A 19,641-nucleotide genomic window follows, 5' to 3' on the forward strand; every position below is an offset into this window, starting at 1 on the left:
GTTTTCGCGGACTAGTTCACATCTCAACCATGCTTCCGCGGCCCCGCTGCTCAGGCTCCCTTGATCCATGCCCTTCCACAAAACCTGTAAAGCCCATTCCGCACTGAAACGGTCGAGTGGGCGTGATGCTCGATAGCGTGACGCAGGCGTCTGATTTCCTGGTCAGCACCGGGGATATGGGCGAGCGCATCCGGGCGCATGACTGGTCAGGAACCCCTGTCGGCCCCATTGGGACGTGGCCGCACTCCCTACGGACAGCCGTAGGGATGATCCTTCATTCCAAGTTCCCGACGTTTCTGGTCTGGGGACCGGAGCTCACGGCCTTCTACAACGATGCATACCGCCCGATACTGGGGATCAAGCCCGACGCCCTGGGCCGACCGTTCCGGGAGATCTGGTCGGAAGCATGGGATGTCATCGGGCCGATTGCCGAACGCGCCCTTGCAGGCGAAGCGAGCTATTTCGAGGATCTGCCGATTGTTCTCGACCGGAACGGCTCTCCCGAACAGACATGGTGGACCTTCTCCTACAGCCCGGTTCATGACGAGACTGGCCAGATCGCAGGCGTGCTGTGCATCGTCCATGAAACGACTTCCAAGGTTTTGGGCGAGCAGAGACTCGAGTTTCTCGTCCGGCTGAGCGACCGCCTACGCAACTTGCACGAACCGGTCGATATCATCGTGGCGGCCCAGCAGATGCTCGGAGAGCAGTTGGGTACAAGCCGGGTCGGCTATGGTGAAGTCGAGGTGACGGCCCGCTACTTCACCACTGAGCGCAACTGGACTGATGGCACAGTCGCCCATCACATCGGAACGCACGACCTGACGGCCTTCGGCCCGGAGATCCACGGCGCCCTCAAGCGCGGAGAAACGCTGGTGGTGCATGATGTAGGGAAGGATTCCCGCACCAATTCACCCGAAGGCCTCATTGCATTCGGCCATCTTCAGACGGCGGCTCTGGTCACGGTTTCTCTGCTCAAGCGTGGACGCATGGTGGCAGCGCTTTACGTTCACGATAGGGAGCCCCGCCTCTGGAGCGATAGCGAGGTCAAGCTGGTCGAGGATGTGGCCGAGCGAACCTGGGACGCCGTCGAGCGCGCCAGGTCCGAGGCAGCGCTGCGTAAGAGCGAAGAGCGACTTCAGCTGGCGCTCGAAGCCTCGATTGCCGTCGGCGCGTGGGACTGGGATATTCAGTCCGACCAGATCTATTCCGACGAAAGATTCGCCTATCTCTTCGGCCTTGATCCGGTCCAAACGGCCGCAGGCATGCCGCTTTCGCGTTTCGTCGGTGGCATCCACCCTGAAGACCGCCAGAGAGCTGTCCTTGCCATCGACCATGCCATCGCCACGGGCGAAGTATACGCTGCGGAATACCGCACTATCGACCTGAAGGGGCATATCCATTGGGTTCTGGCAAGAGGTCGCTGCTATCATGTGGCGGGACAGCCGGTACGTTTTCCCGGCATCATTGTTGATGTCACGGACCGTAAGAAGGCCGAGGAGCACCGGGAACTGCTCATCAACGAGTTGAACCACCGCGTGAAGAATACCCTCGCCACCGTGCAGTCCATTGCATCGCAAACCCTGCGCAATGCGGACGCCATGGCAGACGCGCGCGCAGCCCTGGAGGCACGTCTCTTCGCCCTCTCCCGTGCCCATGACGTGCTCACGCGGGAAAACTGGGAGGGCGCCGGCCTGAGGGATATCGTCACGGAGGCTCTTGCTCCCTATTGCCACGACCGGGAGAACCGCCTGCATGTGAATGGTCCGGATCTGCGCCTGTCCCCGCGCATGGCTCTGGCCATCGCCATGGCCCTGCAGGAACTCGCGACAAATGCGGTGAAATACGGCGCTCTTTCGAATACCTCCGGCGAGGTCCGCATCGCGTGGTCCACGGTACAGGAGGGCAACATGCAACGGCTCCACCTGACCTGGATCGAGAGCGGCGGCCCGCCCGTGGAGCCGCCCAGGCGCCGAGGCTTCGGCACCCGCCTCATCGAGCGCAGCCTCGCCCATGACCTGGGTGGGCAGGTGGGGATCGCATTCGAGCCCATGGGCGTCACCTGTACGGTCGATACTCTGCTGACATAAGAAAAGCCCGCACATTCATGCGGGCTTTTCCGATTGGGAAGGCGTCCGGCAGGTCCTCAGAGATGGGCCATGATGGCCTCGATCCCCTCCAGGATTGCTGCGGGCGACGTGCCGAGGGTCGTCAGGATAAGATCCAGCAGCCAGTAGGTGCCGAACAGAATGGTCGGGACGAGAATCCAGCCAAGGATCTCCTCGAACCAGACGCGCCGGCGGCGACGGACCTCGCGCTTTTCGCGCCAGGACAGTCTCGCCGGAGCGGTGAGGCTGGAAGAGGCCTGAAGCGGCCCCTCGTGAAGCTCTGTCGTCATGCTCTAACCAATGGAACCTTGGGAACGGTGCGGACACCTCCGCCTCCATTACCACCCGATCCCTTCGGTTTCACCGACTTTTTCGTCCGGCCCGAAGAGGCGGACTTGGCGCGCGGCTTCTTCTTGATCTTCGTCACATCCTTCTCGGGCTTCGGCTTCACCGGCCCTTCCAGATACTCGAAGCCAAGAGTCTGCAGCCCGATTTCGTCGGTCTTGACCAGGACACGAACGGCCCCGCCGTTCTTGAGCCGGCCGAAGAGGATGTCGTCGGCGAGCGGCGTCTTGATCGTCATCTGGATCAGACGGCCCATCGGGCGGGCGCCCATGGCCTCGTCATAGCCGTGCTCGACCAGCCAGTCGCGAGCCTCCTCGGTCAGCTCGATAGTGACGTTTCGGTCGGCGAGCTGGGCCTCGAGCTGCAGCACGAACTTGTCGACAACCTTCTGAACGACCTCCTTCGGCAGATGGCCGAACGAGATGATCGCATCGAGACGGTTGCGGAATTCGGGCGTGAACAGCTTGTTGACCGCCTCGGTATCGTCCCCTTCCCGCTTGGTTCGGGTGAAACCGTAGGCCGGGCGGGCCATGTCCGCGGCGCCGGCATTCGTGGTCATGATGATGATCACGTTGCGGAAGTCGACCTGCTTACCGTTGTGGTCCGTCAGCTTCCCATGGTCCATGACCTGGAGCAGGATATTGAACAGATCCGGGTGCGCCTTCTCGATCTCGTCGAGGAGAAGCACGCAATGGGGGTGCTGGTCGATGCCGTCGGTCAGGAGACCGCCCTGGTCGAAGCCCACATAGCCGGGAGGCGCGCCGATGAGGCGGCTGACCGTGTGGCGCTCCATGTACTCCGACATATCGAAGCGCAGGAGCTCGACTCCGAGCGAAGTGGCGAGCTGACGGGCAACCTCGGTCTTGCCGACGCCGGTCGGACCGGCGAACAGGTAGGAGCCGATGGGCTTTTCCGCATCGCGCAGGCCGGCGCGGGCCAGCTTGATCGCCGAGGTGAGCGCCTCGATGGCCTTGTCCTGGCCATAGACCACCCGCTTCAGGGTCGTCTCGAGATTGGCCAGAACCTCGGCATCGTCCTTGGAAACCGACTTCGGCGGGATCCGAGCCATTGTGGCGATGGTGGTCTCGATCTCCTTGACGCCGATGGTCTTCTTGCGCCGGGTCTCCGGCAGGAGCATCTGCGAGGCGCCGGTCTCGTCGATCACGTCGATCGCCTTGTCCGGCAGCTTCCGGTCATTGATGTAACGGGCCGACAGCTCCACCGCCGCCTTGATGGCGTCGTTGGTGTACTTGAGCTTGTGGAACTCCTCGAAATAAGGCTTCAGGCCCTTTACGATCTCGATGGCGTCCGGCACGGACGGCTCGTTCACGTCGATCTTTTGGAAACGACGGACCAGAGCCCGGTCCTTCTCGAAGTACTGGCGGTACTCCTTGTAGGTCGTGGAGCCGATGCAGCGGAGGCTGCCCTGCGCCAATGCAGGCTTGAGCAGGTTCGAGGCGTCCATCGCGCCGCCGGAAGTGGCGCCGGCGCCGATCACCGTGTGGATCTCGTCGATGAACATGATGGCGTTCGGATGCGCCTCGATCTCCTTCATCACCTGCTTGAGGCGCTCCTCGAAGTCGCCCCGGTAGCGGGTGCCCGCGAGCAGCGTGCCCATGTCGAGGGCGAAGACGGTCGCGCCTTTGAGAACCGCCGGCACCTCGCCCTGGACGATCTTGCGGGCAAGGCCCTCGGCGATGGCGGTCTTGCCGACGCCGGGATCGCCCACGAGGAGCGGGTTGTTCTTTTGGCGGCGGCAGAGCACCTGGATCGTGCGCTCGACCTCGGAGCCACGGCCGATCAGCGGATCGATTTTGCCGTCCTTGGCCTTCTTGTTCAGGTTGACGCAATAGGCATCGAGAGCATCGCCCTTCTTCTTCTGGCGCGGATCCGCCTCGTCCTGGGTCGGACGCTCGTTCGACTCCTCCTCCGTGCCCCGGGGCGAGCGGCCCTCGGTCAGGCCCGGACGCTTGGCGATGCCGTGGCTGATGTAGTTGACCGCGTCGTAACGGGTCATGTCCTGCTCCTGCAGGAAATAGGCCGCATGGCTCTCCCGCTCGGCAAAGATCGCAACCAGTACGTTCGCGCCCGTCACCTCGTCGCGGCCGGAGGACTGGACATGGATCACCGCCCGCTGGATCACGCGCTGGAACCCGGCCGTAGGTTTGGAGTCCTGCCGTCCATCGGCCACGAGGTTTGCCAGTTCGCTATCCACGTAATCGACCAGGTTGCGGCGCAGGACGTCGAGGTCGACGTTGCAGGCTCGCATCACCGCCGCCGCGTCCTGGTCGTCGATCAGGGCGAGGAGCAGGTGCTCCAGGGTCGCATATTCATGGCGGCGCTCGCCCGCTAGAGCAAGGGCTCGGTGAAGGGCTTGTTCAAGACTGCGAGAAAAGCTCGGCAATGGCTTGTCCTTTATGAGACCTCATAGTCCCGGCTAATTCTTTTCCATTACACACTGCAGAGGGTGCTGGTGCTTCCGGGCGAAATCCATCACCTGGGTCACCTTCGTCTCCGCAACTTCGTACGTAAAAACTCCACATTCCCCCACGCCGTTCTGGTGCACATGGAGCATAATCCGGGTCGCGTCTTCACGGTCTTTGTTGAAGAAACGCTCCAGCACGTGAACCACGAACTCCATGGGGGTGTAATCGTCGTTCAAGAGGAGAACGCGGTACAGGTTCGGCCGTTTCGTGCGCGGTTTGGCTTTTGTGATGATGGCCGTATTCGAGCGACCGCCGCCATCGTCGCCTCCAGGAGGTTGCGACCCGCCGGCCGCAGACAGGAATCCCTGCTCCGACCTGGCCCGACTGTCCTGAGCTAACCGCACCATGATGTAACGACCGACCCCTCGTTCTTCCTCTGCCCTGCCCCGCGGTCCACGCCTTCACTCCGGCCACGGCACATAGCCAAATGTATAGTCGCTCGCTTCGGTTCGCTAGATCAACCAGATGGGTGGTCGCAGGCATGATGGGAAGAGCGACATCTTGGGCACTCCCGTGACCCGGCGCAGCGGGGTATGGCCAGAACGCAAAACGCCCGGCTCACGGCCGGGCGTTGCATCAGGAATAAGGAGTAAGGAAGAACGGCCGGGATCAGACCGCGGGCGCCTTGGGCAGGAGACCCTCGTAGGGTTTAAAGGTCTCGCTGGCGAGCGCGGAGTAGAGCGCCCCCATCTTGGCCGATTGGCTGACGAGGCTGTCGCAGGTCCCCTTCACATAGGCGGCCTGGACTTCCATGACCTTGTCGAGGGACTGGACCTCGAGCAGCTTCTCGACCACCGAGGAGCTCTGCTCGAAGGACTTCCGGGCGAAATCGGCCGACTCGGTCGCGATCGCCTGGGCATTGCTTGAAAAGGCTCCAAAGGCTCTCACGGCAGCATCCAGGCTGTCCTGGCCAAACTTCTGGAATTGGGTGAACGGCTGAAGCATTGTGAACCTCGGCAATAAGGCGTTTAATAGCGACAGTGCCGCTGAGCGAGTAACGGATCCAATATGTGCATTGCACAATATTTGTCAAGTTCCATTGTGCAATGCACAATGGCCTTCCCTTCAATGAGACTCCTGTTAACCCCGCCGTAACCGCATCCTCGTACCGTCGCGATATGTGTTGCGCCGGCAACGGCTCCCACTGAGGAGCACCGGGCGCGGGGGCCTGGAACCTAGAAAAAACAGGGATTTTTGCAGCATGAATTCGGTTTGCGTTGGACGCCGACGAGCATGGGCCTTCATCGGCATCGTCGCCTCGCTTGCAATCGCCACCGCCACACCCGCCGAGGCGGCCCGTAAGAAATCGAAAGGTTATGCCCCTCCGACGGCCTCCATCGTCGTCGACGCGAAGACCGGCAAGATCCTTCAGGGCGAGAATATCGACGCCCCACGAATTCCGGCCTCCATCACGAAGGTGATGAGCCTCTACCTGCTCTTCGAACAACTCGAGAGCGGCCGCATGCGGCTGGACACTCCGCTCACCGTGTCCGCCTATGCTGCGAGCCAGGCTCCAACGAAGCTCGGCCTGAAGCCCGGCTCGACCATCGAGGTCGAGGACGCGATCAAGGCCATGGTCACCCTCTCCGCCAATGACGTCTCGGTAGTGGTTGCCGAGAACGTCGCCGGCTCCGAGGATGCCTTCGCCCAGATGATGACCCGCAGGGCCAGGGAACTCGGCATGAGCTCGACGGCCTTCTACAACCCTCACGGGCTGCCTCACAATCCGCCGAACATCACCACGGCGCGCGACCTGTCCGTCCTCGCCAGGGCGATCCAGGACCGCTTCCCGAAATACTTCTCCTACTTCCAGACCCGCTCCTTCCAGTACGCAGGTCGGACGATCCGTGGCCACAACCGGCTGCTCGGCAAGGTCGAGGGCGTGGACGGCATCAAGACGGGCTATACCCGCCTGTCGGGCTTCAACCTGCTGACCTCGGTCAATACCGACACCCGCAGCGTCGTCGCCGTCGTGCTGGGCGGCCGGTCCGGCGCGTCCCGCGACCAGAAGATGGCCTCCCTGATCGGCGACCATCTGCCCCGCGCCTATGCCGGAGCCCGCATTGCCCCGCCGGTCGTGGACAAGGCCAGCCCGCAGCCTGCAATGGCAGCGGCAGCCCCCCTTCCGCCAGTTGCCCCGACGGGCCGCAAGCCGCTGGACCTGAGCACTCTTCGCCCGGTCGTCGCCTCTGCGGCAGGTGCAAGCACCACGACGACACCCACCTCTCCGCCTCCGGTTCGCTGGCAGAAAGGTCAGGAGCCCCTGCCGCTCAACGCGCACGCCTATGCGGCCCTCCCGCCGGAGACAGCGCCCTCCGTAACGGCAGCGGATAAGGCTGGTCTGCAGGCCAAGATCGAAGCCAAGCCGGAGAAGGCCCCGGAGCCTGCACCGGTACAGACCGCCTCCATCGAGCCGCCGAAGGTCGAAGCTCCCAAGGCCGAAGCGGCACCTGAGCCCAAGAAGGCCATCACCGGCTGGGTGATCCAGATCGGAGCCACGGACGACGCGGAAAAGGCCGAGGCCATTCTCGACAAGGCCCGCGCCCAGTCCGGCAAGCTCCTGTCGAAGGCCTCGCCCTTCACTGAGAAGGTGGTCGTCGATGGAACCACCCTCTACCGTGCCCGCTTCTCCGGCTTCCCGGAATCCACCGATGCCACGAATGCCTGCAAGGCGTTGAAGAAGAGCGGCTTCGCCTGCTTCGCAGCCCGCGGCTGACGATTGTAGACCCTGCGGCGGTTCGTGTGTTTATACCGCCGCAGGAACAGAGTTCACCGGATCGCGCGTGGAGTATCAGCGATGTCGGCTCAGCAAGATTTCTCGCGCCTGATTGACGCGAGCCGCGAGATACGCCGTCCCGCCCTGGTCGGGATGGAGTTTCTTGATCAAAGACCGATGCGCCTGTCGGATCTCGTCGAGGCTCGCACCAGGCTCAAGCCCCAGGATCTGGTAGGCTTCATCTTTCGTCATCGCGCCCGACTGCGCATGAGCGCGCGTCCGCGTGTCTCGATCGCCCTGAGCGTCTTCACGCCAGCCGGCAAACCGGCGATCAAGATGAGCCTCTAGGAGTGGAATACCCTCCGGATCGAGCGCGCTGCACTCCTCATAAAGGCGGCGCAGATCCGAAGGGGTGAGACTGGACAAACGGCGGCCAGTCATGGGTCCGGCGAGAACCGTTCCCTCCACCGCTCCCGTCGCGTGGTCGATCTCCATCTCGATCATGGCGGACCTGATGCGGGAGGAGCGGCCTACCGAGTTCTGAAACCTGCCCCAGGGACCCGGGATCCTCAGCCCGCTCCAGCCCAACGCCCAGGCGCCGAAGCCCCCGAGCAGCAAGGCCATTCCGAGATTGCCCTTGGCTCCCAGCACGGCCGCCGCGCCAAGCGCCATGACGCCGCCTGCCACCTTTGCAGCCCGATTGAGCGCCGCCGTGTCCGACTTGGCGTAGATACGGGCCAGCCACCACAGGAGAGCGGCAGCCGCTATTGCGAACAGCAGCATCATCTCGTTTCATCCCTCGCCACCACATGTGGGCCGAGTTGGGACGGATGTAAATCGCATACGCGGGGGATTTGAGGATTGCGGCGGCCGTTCGGTGTCTCTCGCCTGCCATAAGCAATGGAGGCCTGCAGTGAAACTCCTCCCCCGTACAGGGGAGGAGGAAAGGAGCTGATTACAGGCCAGAACAGGTTGTCGCTAAAGCTAGTGCAGGAGCCTTGTGGGGCTGCGTTGGCGTTCCCGCTCCCAGGCCTGTGCAACGACGCCATTGATACCGGAATCGTGCAGCCTGTCGCTCAGATCGATGAAGTGGCGCTCGGTGGCCTCGACATCGATTTCGATCTGCTCATCCTCGGATTGCTCGAGTTCGGAGGCGGCATAACGCTCATAGGCCGCCGACATCTCGGCATAGGCAAAGGCCACGGGAAGGGTGCGGAAGATGGTGGAGAATTCCTCGTCCAAGTCGCCGGTTGTCAGATCGCGCATTTGGACCAGATAGCCGTCCTCATGCTCACACACCTCGTAGCGCCAGTGCCGGCCTTCGGATGCCGTCAGGAGCATCGCAACCTCCACTCAACTGAACTGGTGAGCCAATGCGAATCGCGGCTGCCAAGTTCCACGAGGGGAGATGCAATAAAGTCTAACGCCGGGTACCTACTTCGACCCTGACGCGGCCACCGATCCGTACGCTGGTGCCATTCCCGAGATCAATAAAGCCGTCCTTGCCCCTGAGCCTCTCTTCGGCCGCATCCTTCTGGAGGAGCTTGTCGCAACCGGGCGGCAGCGAGGCGCGGGCGCCTGGCGGAAGCTCCGGCATGCGGCACTCTTTCGCAAGTGCGGGGGCGGCCCCGAGCAGAATAGCGGCGAAACAAATTGCTGCCCTCATCGAACGCTCCATGGTTCACTTACGTCAAATAAGACCGAGTTCCGCCAACTGGCGGCGCATATCCTCGGGCATCCTGGCGAGGTCGTCCGCTTTCCCATCGATGTCCCGAGGGGCATCCTTCACGGCGAGGTAGCGCCACCCCTGAAATGGCCTGTACGGGCGTGGTTCGACCGGGACGACCTTCGGCTCCAGCACGAGATGACAGCGACCGATTCCCTCTCCGTCGGTGAAAGGTCTGATGTCGAGAAGTCGCTGCCGGGCCGCTACCTGACCCTTGATGACCCAGAACAACGAGCCGCCTTCGAGAAGTTCGTCCACTCGTTTGGGCACCATGCGGGTGGTGTGGGTCTGCTCGAAGTCACGTCCCAGTCGCCGGTAATGAGCACGGTTCTCCTCGATCCATTCCTCGAGGTCGGAAATGGAATCGCAGCCGACGCAAAGTTTGATCAGATGAAGGGGCATCTCAACGTTCAACCATGCACGTGCCCAAAGACATATCGGGCGATGCGCCGCAGGTCACTCCTCCGCCTTCAGCCCTATCAGCCGTGCGCCTTCGGCGACCTGCGCACCGGGCTCGGCGGCGATCTCCGCCACCTCCCCGTCCGCGGGCGCGACGAGCACGTGCTCCATCTTCATCGCCTCCACGATGGCGAGCCTTTGGCCCTTCTCGACCCTGTCGCCCGGCTGCACGAACACGGCGATGAGCTTGCCGTGCATGGGCGCCTTCACCGAGCCGCCCTCGTCCATATGCTCCAGATCGACATCGAAAGGATCGTAGGGCTGAACGAGAGTCTGGCGGCCGTTCCGCAGAACATAGATGCCATGCGGCGCCTCGATTTCGCGGTCGACCTGCTCATCGCTCCAAGGATCGGCCGAGCCGAAGGCGACCGTGCTTGCGCCGGGATAGCTCTCGCTGAACACCTCGCGCGCTTCCACGCGCTCGCCCTCGGCGCGCAGGGAAACGCCGACACTGCGCAGGCCAAGGAGTTGGAAGCCGTCCGGCATCGCCCAGGGCGAGGAGGGTTCGTCGCTCCTCTGGAGTTCGGCCATGCGCAGCCGGTCGATCTCGCGCGAGATGAGAGCCGCCGCACCGAAGGAAACGGCGACATCGTCCAGCGCCTGGTGGGCCACTCCGAGGCCGGCGAGATTCCGGTCGATAAAGCCCGTATCGAACTGACCTGCCCTGAACCCTTCCGCCTCGCAGAGCTTCTTGAGGAAGGCGACATTGGTCTTCGGTCCGGCGACAATGGTCGCTCCGAGCGCCCGCGCCAGCTTTTCCAGCGCCTCCTCACGGGTCGGTGCGTGGGCGATGATCTTGGCGATCATGGGATCATAGTACGGAGTCACTTCCGCCCCGGCCTCGACGCCCGTATCGATACGCAGCCCCTCACCCTCCGGGAACTCGAGAGCCCAGAGCTTGCCTGTGGATGGCAAGAACTCCTTTTCCGGATCCTCCGCATAGAGGCGCGCCTCGACCGCATGACCGTCAATGGAAAGATCGTCCTGGGTGAAGGGCAGCCTCTCGCCGGAAGCCACGCGGAACTGCAGTTCCACGAGATCGAGCCCGGTAATCGCCTCTGTCACGGGATGCTCCACCTGGAGGCGGGTGTTCATTTCCATGAAATAGAAACGGTCGGGGCGAAGCCCCTCGCGCCCGTCGGCGATGAACTCGACGGTACCCGCGCCCACATAGCCGACCGCGCGTGCCGCCTCGACGGCGGCCTGCCCCATGGCCTGGCGCATCTCGGGCGTCATGCCGGGTGCGGGCGCCTCCTCGATCACCTTCTGATGGCGCCGCTGGAGCGAGCAGTCGCGCTCGAAGAAGTGGACTACGTTGCCATGAGCATCGGCGAAGACCTGGATCTCGATGTGACGCGGCGAAAGAATGTACTTTTCCACCAGCACGCGCGGATCGCCGAAGGCGCTCGAGGCCTCGCGCTGGGCGCTTTCCAGGGCCGCATCGAAATCGGCAGCCTTCTCCACACGCCTCATGCCCTTGCCGCCGCCACCCGCGACCGCCTTGATGAGAACCGGGTAGCCGATCTCGTACGCCTTCTGGCGTAGGAAGTCCGGATCCTGCTTGGCGCCGTGGTAGCCCGGCACGACCGGCACGTTCGCCTGCTGGACGAGGGCCTTGGCGGCGTCCTTCAGGCCCATGGCCTTGATCGCCGAGGCCGGTGGGCCGACGAAGACAATGCCGTTCGCGGCGCAGGCCTCGGCGAACTCGGTCCGCTCGGAGAGGAAGCCGTAGCCTGGATGGATCGAAGCCGCCTTCGTACGCTTGGCGACCTCGATGATCTTGTCGATCTTCAGGTAACTCTCGCGAGCGGGAGCAGGACCGATGAGATGAGCCTCGTCCGCCATCTGGACGAAAAGAGCATTGGCATCCGCCTCCGAATAGACCGCGATGGTACGTATCCCCAGTCGCTGGGCTGTACGGATGATGCGGCAGGCGATCTCGCCGCGATTGGCGATCAGGACACTCTCGAGCATATCCATCCCTTCGTCAGACATTCGGTTTTGCGGAAAGCTAGAGCAAAATGAGGGCGACTTGTCACGCCCGAACAGCGTGATGACGGACTGCAGCCACATGGATCAGATGTCCGACGGGTTCCTGGACCGTCAGGGCGACCTCGTCGGCTTCAGTCCGGAGCGCCATTCCAGGTCGGCCATCAGACCCGCCGGCAGGAATGCAATGCCCGGCGCGGTCGGTACACCTGCCGCATCCAGGAGGTCGGCAACCCAGTGATTGCAGACGCGGAACAGATTAAAGCTGCCGGCAGCCCGGTAGAACAGGCTCGGCCCGTAAAGCCCCGGGCCCATTTCCTCGGGCTGCCGGTCCGGGCTGGATGCGAACGTCTCCTCAAGGCGTTTTGCCAGCCGGACAAATCCATCCTGGGAAAGGCGGATCGTGACGAGGCCATTGGGAGGAAACACCTGCTCCGGCCTGCCTTCAATGCCGACCACGTGCAGCACAGTCCCCTCGCCCATGCCAAGAAGCGCCTTCAGGGCGAGCCTCCACTGGACTTCATTCGCCGTTGGCGTGCTGCGGTAGAATTCGGAATCGCCCCACCCGACCTCAAGCCACTCATAGTGCCGGAAGCGCATGCCAATAGAGAGAAGCGCCGGGAGCCCTGTGTCTTCCGCCATCTCCATCAGGGGTCCGCGAGGAATGGCGAGCCCCGCGTGATAGCCATTGCTGACGAGGATGACGTCCAGTCCGCCCTGCCCACCCGGGAAGATCCGGGGGTCGCCGTAGCGTGCGGTCACGACGACAAGCCCCGCCCAAAGAAAAAGAAGGGCCGCGAGGCCCTTCAATCCCTTCTTCAGAATGTGCCTCAAGCCGCATCCCTGAGGCGGCTCAGCGCCTCTTCCATCTTCGCCTTGCGGGCCGCAGCCTCTTCGCGGCGCTCGCGCTGCTCCTCGACCACCTCCTCGGGCGCTCGCTTGATGAAATCCGCATTTCCGAGCTTCGCGTCGATCTTGGCGATCTCCGCCTCGAGCTTCTGGATTTCCTTGGCAAGCCGCGCCCGCTCGGCATCGAGGTCGATGACGCCCTCCAGCGGCAGGGTCGCCATCTCACCGCGGATGAGGAGTTGGATCGAGCTCTTCGGTGCGACATCGGCATAGGAGATTTCGGAGAGGCGCGCGAGGCGCCTCACGATATCGCCCCAGCGCTCGGCACGGGCCTTCACGTCGGCGGAGGATGCGACGAGGACGAGCGGGATCTGAGCGCCGACCGGCACATTGGTTTCGGAACGGGCGGAGCGGATCTCTGTCACGAGGTCCACCACCCAGCCGATCTCCGCTTCGGCCTGCTCGTCGATCAGATGATCGAGGTGCGACCAGGGAGCCAGCGCCAGGATCGTCTCGCGCTTCGGACCCTCCTGCCCCTTCACCTCCCACAGTTCTTCGGTGAGGAAGGGCATGAAGGGGTGGAGAAGCTTGCAGATCTCATCGAAGATGAAGGCTATGGTAGCGCGAGTCTCGTCCTTCGCAGGCGAATCCACGCCCTGCAGCACGGGCTTGGCGAACTCGAGGGTCCAGTCGCAGAACACGTTCCAGACGAAGCGGTAGGCTGCGAGCGCCGCCTCATTGAACTTGTAGGCCTGGATGCCTGCGGATACTTCGTTGATCGCCTTGGCGCACTCGCTGAGCGCCCACTTGTTGAGCGTCTCCTTCACCGCCTTAGGATCGAAGCCGGCGACGCGCCTGCATTCGTTCATCTCGGCAAAGCGGGCCGCATTCCAGATCTTGGTCGCGAAGTTGCGATAGGCCTCGACACGCTGGACCGAGAGCTTGATGTCTCGGCCCTGCGCCGCCATCGAGGCGAGCGTCATGCGCAGGGCATCCGCGCCGTACTGCTCCACCACGTCGAGCGGGTCGATGACGTTGCCCTTCGATTTCGACATCTTCGCCCCCTTCTCGTCGCGGACGAGGGCGTGGATGTAGACCGTGTCGAAAGGCACCTCATCCATGAAGTGCAGACCCATCATCATCATTCGGGCAACCCAGAAGAAGATGATGTCGAAGCCCGTGACCAGAGTATTGGTCGGATAATAGCGCTTGAGCTCCGGCGCATCGTCCGGCCACCCCAGGGTCGAGAACGGCCAGAGCGCAGATGAGAACCAGGTGTCCAGCACGTCAGCGTCGCGGGTCAGAGGCACATCCTTGCCGTGCTTGGCATGCGCCTGCGCCTTCGCGTCCTCTTCCGAGTGCGCAACGAAGACATGGCCTTCATCGTCGTACCAGGCAGGAATCTGGTGTCCCCACCAGAGCTGGCGCGAGACGCACCAGGGCTCGATGTTCTCGAGCCACTGGAAATAGGTCCTCTCCCAGTTCTCCGGCACGAACTTGGTCTCGCCGTTGCGAACGGCCTCCAGGGCCCGGTCGGCGAGGGGCTTCACGTTCACGTACCACTGGTCCGTAAGGTAGGGCTCGATCACGACATTGGAGCGGTCGCCGTGGGGCACCATGTGAGTGTGCGGCTCGATCTGGACGAGAATCTCGCGCTCTTCCAGCATGGCGACGATGCGCTTGCGCGCTTCGAAGCGGTCGAGACCGTCGAGGGCGAGCACCGCCTTGAGGTCATCCGAGGACGGGAGGCCTTCGAGGAAAGCCTCGTTGCCGTCCAGGCGCAGTTCAGCTTCCGTGCCGAAGATGTTGATGAGCGACAGCTTGTGGCGCTTTCCGACCTCGAAATCGTTGAAGTCGTGCGCAGGCGTGATCTTCACCGCGCCCGTGCCCTTCTCAGGATCGGAATATTCATCGGCCACGATGGGGATGCGGCGGCCGACCAGCGGCAGGACGGCGAACTTGCCGATCAGGTCCTTGTAACGCTCGTCTTCCGGATGGACGGCGACAGCGACGTCGCCGAGCATGGTCTCGGGACGTGTCGTGGCAACAGTGATGGAGCGGTCGGGCATGCCCTCGACGGCGTAGCGGATGTGCCAGAGATTGCCCTTCACCTCGACCTGCATCACTTCCAGGTCCGAGATCGCGGTCTGGAACTTGGGGTCCCAGTTCACGAGGCGCTTGTCCTTGTAGATCAGCCCCTGCTCGTAGAGGTCGACGAAGACCTTCAGGACGGCCTGGGACAGGCCCTCGTCCATGGTGAAGCGCTCGCGCGACCAATCGCAGGAGGCACCGAGGCGCTGAAGCTGCGATTTGATCCGCCCGCCGGACTCGTCCTTCCACTCCCATACGCGCCTGATGAACTCGTCACGGCCGAGGTCACGGCGGTGGATCTGCTTCTCCATAAGCTGGCGCTCGACCACCATTTGGGTGGCAATGCCCGCATGATCCATCCCTGGCTGCCAGAGCACGTCCCTGCCCCGCATGCGCTCGAAGCGGCAGAGGATATCCTGGATCGTGTTGTTGAGGGCGTGCCCCATATGGAGCGATCCCGTCACGTTCGGCGGCGGGATGACGATGGTATAGGGTACAGCGTCCTTGCGATCCTCACGGCCGGCCTTGAAGGCCTCCGCCTCTTCCCAGCGGGTGGAAATGCGCGCTTCGACTGAAGCTGGATCGAACGTCTTGTCCATCATGATGAGTACCGGCCTGTTGGCGCGCAGATGATACGCGCAGCAAGAGGGCTACAAACCGGACGGACGGGGCGAAGTCAACCGATGGGAGGTAACTTACCGCAGCCCGCGCGCCGCGCGCTCGATTTCGGCCCGAACAAGGCGCTCGACGATGGAAGGAAGGTTCTCGTCGAGCCACTCCTTCAGCATGGGCCGTAGCATATCTCTCATCAGGTCTTCCAAGGTCCGTGGCTCCGCCGGCATCAGCGTCGCCCCCAAACGTTGGAAGGATCCGGACACGCTGGCCGTCGTCCGGTTTGAGAGCAAAGACTCCTGCTGATTTGGTGCTGGAGGCTGGACAGGCGCCTGAGCGCGCTTGGGAGGAGCCGTCTTCGCGGTGACCGCCCGCGCCGCCGGCGGCTCATCGTCCTGGCGGTTCAGGCTCTGGAAAAAGGCTTCGTCCAGGTGGAATCCCCCTGCTTCCGGCTGTCCCTGCACATCGTCCTGGTCGTTGTCCAGTGCCAGCTCCGGGGCTGGAACGGCAGCGATGTGGCGCTCGGTCATATCGAGGACCTTCTTCAGGGGAGTTGGAGCCGCCTCCTCGTCCTGCTCACTCAAGGTCTCCTGATCGTCGGCGATGATGCGCCGAATGGAAGCCAAAATCTCTTCCATCGATGGTTCATTGACCTTCAAACTAACCGAACTCATGGGCCGCATCCAAAATAAGAAGTTCAGGAATCATTCTTGCGAATGGATCCAAGTATTTTACGCAACTATACATAAAACAAGTGGGGCCGGAACTCTTGTGTTCCAGCCCCTAGACTTATCAACGACCGTCCGGCGTGAGCAGTCCGCCCCACAGATCTTTCACCTGCTCGTAGTGGATCGTCGGGCTGTAATGATTGACGGCGAGGCCGAGCGCCCGTGAAGTCAGGCGTCCCATGGCCTGGACGACGGCATAGGAAGCCACGACGCGGTCACGCTGCGCCTGGATGAGGTTGACGCGGGCGCTCAGCAGTTCCTGCTGGGCGTTCAGCACGTCGAGGGTGGTGCGCTGCCCCACGCGGGCCTCTTCGCGCACGCCGCTCAATGCGGTCTCCGCCGCATCGATCTGAGCCTGGGCCGCAGCGATCTGCGCGCGAGCCGCCTCGAGCTGACCCCAGGCGGATGCAGTGGCCGCGCGTACCTGATCGCGGATCGAATCCGCCTCGAGCTGCCGCTGACCGACCGTTTCCTTGGCCTGCCGGGTGGAAGCGTAAGCCGCACCGCCGTCGTAGATCGGAACCGTAAGACGGGCAGTGATGGAAGCACTCAGAGCATTGTCACCGGAAATCTGATTGTCGTAGCGCTGCTGTACGCTACCGGCTACGCCCACCTGGGGCGCGAGAGCCCCCTGTTCGATCTTGACCTGCAGTTCGGCCACATCCACCGAATGCAAGGCGGCCTTGATGGCCGGGTGACTCTCGATCGCGATCCGGATTGCCGCCTCCAGGCTGCGGGGCAGCAGACGGTCTAGGGGACGTCCGGGCGCAAGCTGACGCGGCTCAACACCCACAACCTGCCTATACTGAGCAATGCTGGTGCGCAGATTGGCCTCGGCGAGACTGGCCTGCGAGCGGGAGGCCGCAAGGCGGGCCTCGGCCTGGGCAACGTCCGTGCGCGTGACCTCGCCCACATTGAAGCGGTCCTGGGTCTGGCGCAGCTGCTCGTCGATGACCTCCACGTTATTGCGCTGGAGGTCGAGGATGGCCGTGTCCCGCAGAACGTTCATGTAGGCCGTAGCCGCATCGAACAGAGTGTTCTGCTCGGTGTTGGTAAGGGTTTCGCGGGAGCCCAGAACGGCCGATTCGGCCTGACGAACGGCATTCAGGGTCCGACCGCCGTTAAAGATGGACTGCTCGATCTCGACGCCGACGCCGCGGGGCGTGAGGCGGTTGACATTGCTACCGCCGGCACCGCGGTCGTACTCGGAGAAGCTGCGGCCGATATCGGCCGAGGCATTCACCCGCGGCCGGTAGCCCGACTTGGCCCGAGCCACATTCTCGTCCGTCGCACGGACGCTGGCGCGTTGAGCGTTCAGCTCCGGATTATTTCCGTAGGCCCGCGCCAGAGCGCTTTCCAGCGTCTCGGCCGAAACCCCATCCGCGCCAAGAAGCACGAAAGCGGAGGCCATCACCCCGAAGAGCATGCGGTACTTGTTGTCAGATCGCTTTTTGCTCACGCCCACCTGCCTTGCGGATCCCCGGCGACAGACCCACCGGATACCGATTCACTAAACCATGTCACTCAAAGCGGAACAATACGCACGGGAAGCGAGTCGGCAACAAGGCCAGTCGCCTCGGAGCTCAATTAGTACGGGAGTGCCGCAAAAAAGCGACACTTCCTAAAGCCGGAAATTTAGATTCTGTAAAGGATTTAGAAGGTGAAACTAGGCTTCGCGGCCAATGGAGCCAGCAAGGGGGCCGCCGCATCGAAAAGGCTGCGCTCGCCAAAGGCATCCCCCGAACGGACATAAAGGGTAGCGCGCGCAGCGCGTCCCTGCCCCTTCACGCAGATCAGGCGGCCGCCTTCGGCCAGTTGCTGAAGAAGTTCCTCAGGACGTACCTCGATTGCCCCGTTGATAAGAATAGCGTCATAGGGAGCATTCTCCGGGAAGCCCTTCTCAAGGGGGCCTGCGACCACTGTGATGCCCTGCGCGCCGGCCGAGGCGAGGCTCTGCTTGGCCGCCGACACCAGATTATCATCCGCCTCCAGCGCCGTGACCTGCGCCCCGACGGACGCCATGATCGCGGAGGAATACCCCCGACCGCAAGCGACATCGAGAACCTTGTCGCCCTCGTCGATCTCGAGGGACTGGATCATCCGCGCCAGGATCATGGGGGAGATCATCAGGCGCCGCTCGGCGCCGTCGCTGACCGGGACATGCTGGTCGATATAGGCAAGGTCCTCGCGCCCGGGGAGAACGAAGAGCTCCCGCGGGATGCTGCCCATGGCGTTTTGAACCGCAACGTCGTTCACGTCGAAAGTGCGCAGCTGGCTATCGACCATCAAACGGCGCGCTTGCGAGAAATCGACCATGGGAGATTGCCTCAGAAAATCGGTTGGAGGCCTCGGAGGGAATCGAACCCCCGTACAAGGATTTGCAGTCCTCTGCGTAACCACTCCGCCACGAGGCCATCCGGGGCGTGCCGCGAGCGCGACGGGTGCTCCATAGCAGAGCGTCCCCATAAAGAGCAACAGCCCGTTTAATGACATGGGAAGCAATCAAGGGACTTGCAAACCTGCCGCCCCCTGTTATATGCCAAACCCACTTCGACGGCGGGCCCGCACGGGATGCCGCGAGACCGGGGAGCTCACCGCGCTTCTCGTTTGACTTGGCTTATTCCGGCGTGGCGCAGCGGTAGCGCAGCGGACTGTTAATCCGTTGGTCGTAGGTTCGAATCCTACCGCCGGAGCCATCTCCTCTCCCCAAACTCTCCCATTGGTAGTGGTCCAGCCTCGACTCTAGGAACGACCGTCGGGTGCAGATTCTCGCGCATTGCGGCGCTGCGTGCCCCCTTTGCGATGGAGAAATGGCTTGGCTTGTCCGGTTCTCGTCTGGTTTCGCGACGATCATCGCCTCTACGACAACCCCGCCCTGTCCGCAGCCGTGGCCACAGGGTCGCAGGTTCTATGCCTTTTCGTTGTCGACGAAGCCTCTCCAGGTCTCCGAGCTCTCGGCGGAGCGGCGCGGTGGTGGCTCCATGGGTCCCTTCAGTCCCTGCAGAACTCGCTCGAAAAAGCCGGATCTTCGCTGATTCTGCTCCGAGGTCCTGCTTCGGAGGTGGTGGAGCGGACTGTCTGCGAGACGAATGCATCTGCCATTTTCTGGAATCGGCGCTATGGCGCAGCTGAAATCACCATCGACAGCTCCTTGAAGAAGCGACTGACCGAACGCGGAACCAAGGTCCAGAGCTTCAATGGACGGCTGCTGCACGAGCCTTGGGAGATCAGGAACCAAGCCGGCGGATCGTTCCAGGTCTTCACCCCGTACCTCCGGGCAGTTATGGGACGGAGAATCCCGCCTCCCCTGCCCGCCCCACGGCGCATTCCCGGCGGGATCTGGCCCGCCTCGATTCTGTCCTCTGCTGTCGCTCTCCAGGATCTCGACCTCGAACCTTCGCACCCCGACTGGGCGGGCGAGTTCAAAACCGGATGGCGGCGGGGCGAAGAGGCGGCGCAGGAGAAATTAGACTTCTTCTTGGAGAATGGCCTTAGCACTACTTTGGCACTTTCATCAGTGAGCCGAGGGTGA

Annotated in this window: 17 protein-coding genes and 2 tRNA genes; 4 read left to right on the forward strand and 15 right to left on the reverse strand. The window is 62.9% G+C overall.

What is annotated here, in order from left to right; all coding sequences use genetic code 11:
• The first annotated feature begins 266 nt into the window (after window positions 1-266).
• Complete coding sequence (locus LG661_RS12130; RefSeq protein WP_230532160.1) at window positions 267-2,090, forward strand: HWE histidine kinase domain-containing protein; 1,824 nt, start codon at window positions 267-269, stop codon at window positions 2,088-2,090.
• 56 nt (window positions 2,091-2,146) lie between these two features.
• On the opposite strand, the gene LG661_RS12135 is transcribed toward LG661_RS12130, so the two are convergent.
• The 4 genes from LG661_RS12135 to LG661_RS12150 form a co-directional block, all read right to left on the reverse strand.
• Window positions 2,147-2,398 (reverse strand): hypothetical protein, encoded by a 252-nt coding sequence (locus LG661_RS12135; protein ID WP_230532161.1) that lies wholly within the window; start codon window positions 2,396-2,398, stop codon window positions 2,147-2,149.
• The gene (clpA, locus tag LG661_RS12140; RefSeq protein ID WP_230532162.1) at window positions 2,395-4,857 is read right to left on the reverse strand and encodes an ATP-dependent Clp protease ATP-binding subunit ClpA; all 2,463 of its coding nucleotides are present in this window, start codon (window positions 4,855-4,857) and stop codon (window positions 2,395-2,397) included. The genes LG661_RS12135 and clpA overlap by 4 nt, the downstream gene beginning before the upstream one ends.
• Window positions 4,858-4,890: 33 nt before the next feature.
• Window positions 4,891-5,286: an ATP-dependent Clp protease adapter ClpS gene (clpS, locus tag LG661_RS12145; RefSeq protein WP_230532163.1), complete on the reverse strand. Its 396-nt coding sequence runs from the start codon at window positions 5,284-5,286 to the stop codon at window positions 4,891-4,893.
• Window positions 5,287-5,548: 262 nt separating this feature from the next.
• Entirely contained in the window at window positions 5,549-5,884 is a 336-nt protein-coding gene (locus LG661_RS12150) for a phasin family protein (protein ID WP_268995455.1), read from the reverse strand.
• 256 nt (window positions 5,885-6,140) lie between these two features.
• Between LG661_RS12150 and LG661_RS12155 the strand changes: the two genes are divergently transcribed.
• Window positions 6,141-7,655, forward strand: a complete 1,515-nt coding sequence (locus LG661_RS12155; RefSeq protein WP_230532165.1) for a serine hydrolase — start codon at window positions 6,141-6,143, stop codon at window positions 7,653-7,655.
• Between the two features lie 75 nt (window positions 7,656-7,730).
• Here the strand turns inward: LG661_RS12155 and LG661_RS12160 are convergent, their stop codons facing one another.
• From LG661_RS12160 to LG661_RS12210, 11 genes are all read right to left on the reverse strand, one after another.
• A complete protein-coding gene (locus LG661_RS12160; protein ID WP_230532166.1) occupies window positions 7,731-8,441 on the reverse strand; it encodes a DnaJ domain-containing protein in 711 nt (236 codons plus the stop codon).
• A gap of 198 nt (window positions 8,442-8,639) precedes the next feature.
• The gene (locus LG661_RS12165) at window positions 8,640-8,996 is read right to left on the reverse strand and encodes a hypothetical protein (protein ID WP_230532167.1); all 357 of its coding nucleotides are present in this window, start codon (window positions 8,994-8,996) and stop codon (window positions 8,640-8,642) included.
• 79 nt (window positions 8,997-9,075) lie between these two features.
• Complete coding sequence (locus LG661_RS12170; protein ID WP_230532168.1) at window positions 9,076-9,321, reverse strand: hypothetical protein; 246 nt, start codon at window positions 9,319-9,321, stop codon at window positions 9,076-9,078.
• Between the two features lie 24 nt (window positions 9,322-9,345).
• Window positions 9,346-9,783, reverse strand: a complete 438-nt coding sequence (locus tag LG661_RS12175; protein WP_230532169.1) for a DUF1489 family protein — start codon at window positions 9,781-9,783, stop codon at window positions 9,346-9,348.
• A 54-nt stretch (window positions 9,784-9,837) separates the two neighbouring features.
• Window positions 9,838-11,814, reverse strand: a complete 1,977-nt coding sequence (locus tag LG661_RS12180) for an acetyl/propionyl/methylcrotonyl-CoA carboxylase subunit alpha (protein WP_230532170.1) — start codon at window positions 11,812-11,814, stop codon at window positions 9,838-9,840.
• A gap of 129 nt (window positions 11,815-11,943) precedes the next feature.
• Window positions 11,944-12,663, reverse strand: coding sequence for a DUF2459 domain-containing protein (locus LG661_RS12185; RefSeq protein WP_230532171.1), 720 nt, complete (start codon window positions 12,661-12,663; stop codon window positions 11,944-11,946).
• Window positions 12,660-15,371 (reverse strand): valine--tRNA ligase, encoded by a 2,712-nt coding sequence (locus tag LG661_RS12190; RefSeq protein WP_230532172.1) that lies wholly within the window; start codon window positions 15,369-15,371, stop codon window positions 12,660-12,662. Before LG661_RS12190 ends, LG661_RS12185 begins: the two co-directional genes overlap by 4 nt.
• 93 nt (window positions 15,372-15,464) lie before the next feature.
• Entirely contained in the window at window positions 15,465-16,019 is a 555-nt protein-coding gene (locus tag LG661_RS12195) for a PopZ family protein (RefSeq protein WP_322098862.1), read from the reverse strand.
• 154 nt (window positions 16,020-16,173) lie between these two features.
• Window positions 16,174-17,535, reverse strand: a complete 1,362-nt coding sequence (locus tag LG661_RS12200) for a TolC family outer membrane protein (protein WP_230532181.1) — start codon at window positions 17,533-17,535, stop codon at window positions 16,174-16,176.
• A 227-nt stretch (window positions 17,536-17,762) separates the two neighbouring features.
• Window positions 17,763-18,425, reverse strand: coding sequence for a protein-L-isoaspartate O-methyltransferase family protein (locus LG661_RS12205; protein ID WP_230532173.1), 663 nt, complete (start codon window positions 18,423-18,425; stop codon window positions 17,763-17,765).
• A 24-nt stretch (window positions 18,426-18,449) separates the two neighbouring features.
• Window positions 18,450-18,523 (reverse strand) — tRNA-Cys (locus LG661_RS12210).
• Between the two features lie 207 nt (window positions 18,524-18,730).
• On the opposite strand from LG661_RS12210, the gene LG661_RS12215 reads away from it, so the two are divergent.
• Window positions 18,731-18,805: transfer RNA gene (locus LG661_RS12215), tRNA-Asn, on the forward strand.
• Window positions 18,806-18,924: 119 nt separating this feature from the next.
• Window positions 18,925-19,641 (forward strand): deoxyribodipyrimidine photo-lyase, encoded by a 717-nt coding sequence (locus LG661_RS12220; protein WP_230532174.1) that lies wholly within the window; start codon window positions 18,925-18,927, stop codon window positions 19,639-19,641.

The sequence above is a fragment of the Microvirga roseola genome (genome assembly GCF_020866965.1).
Taxonomy (GTDB): Bacteria; Pseudomonadota; Alphaproteobacteria; order Rhizobiales; family Beijerinckiaceae; genus Microvirga; species Microvirga roseola.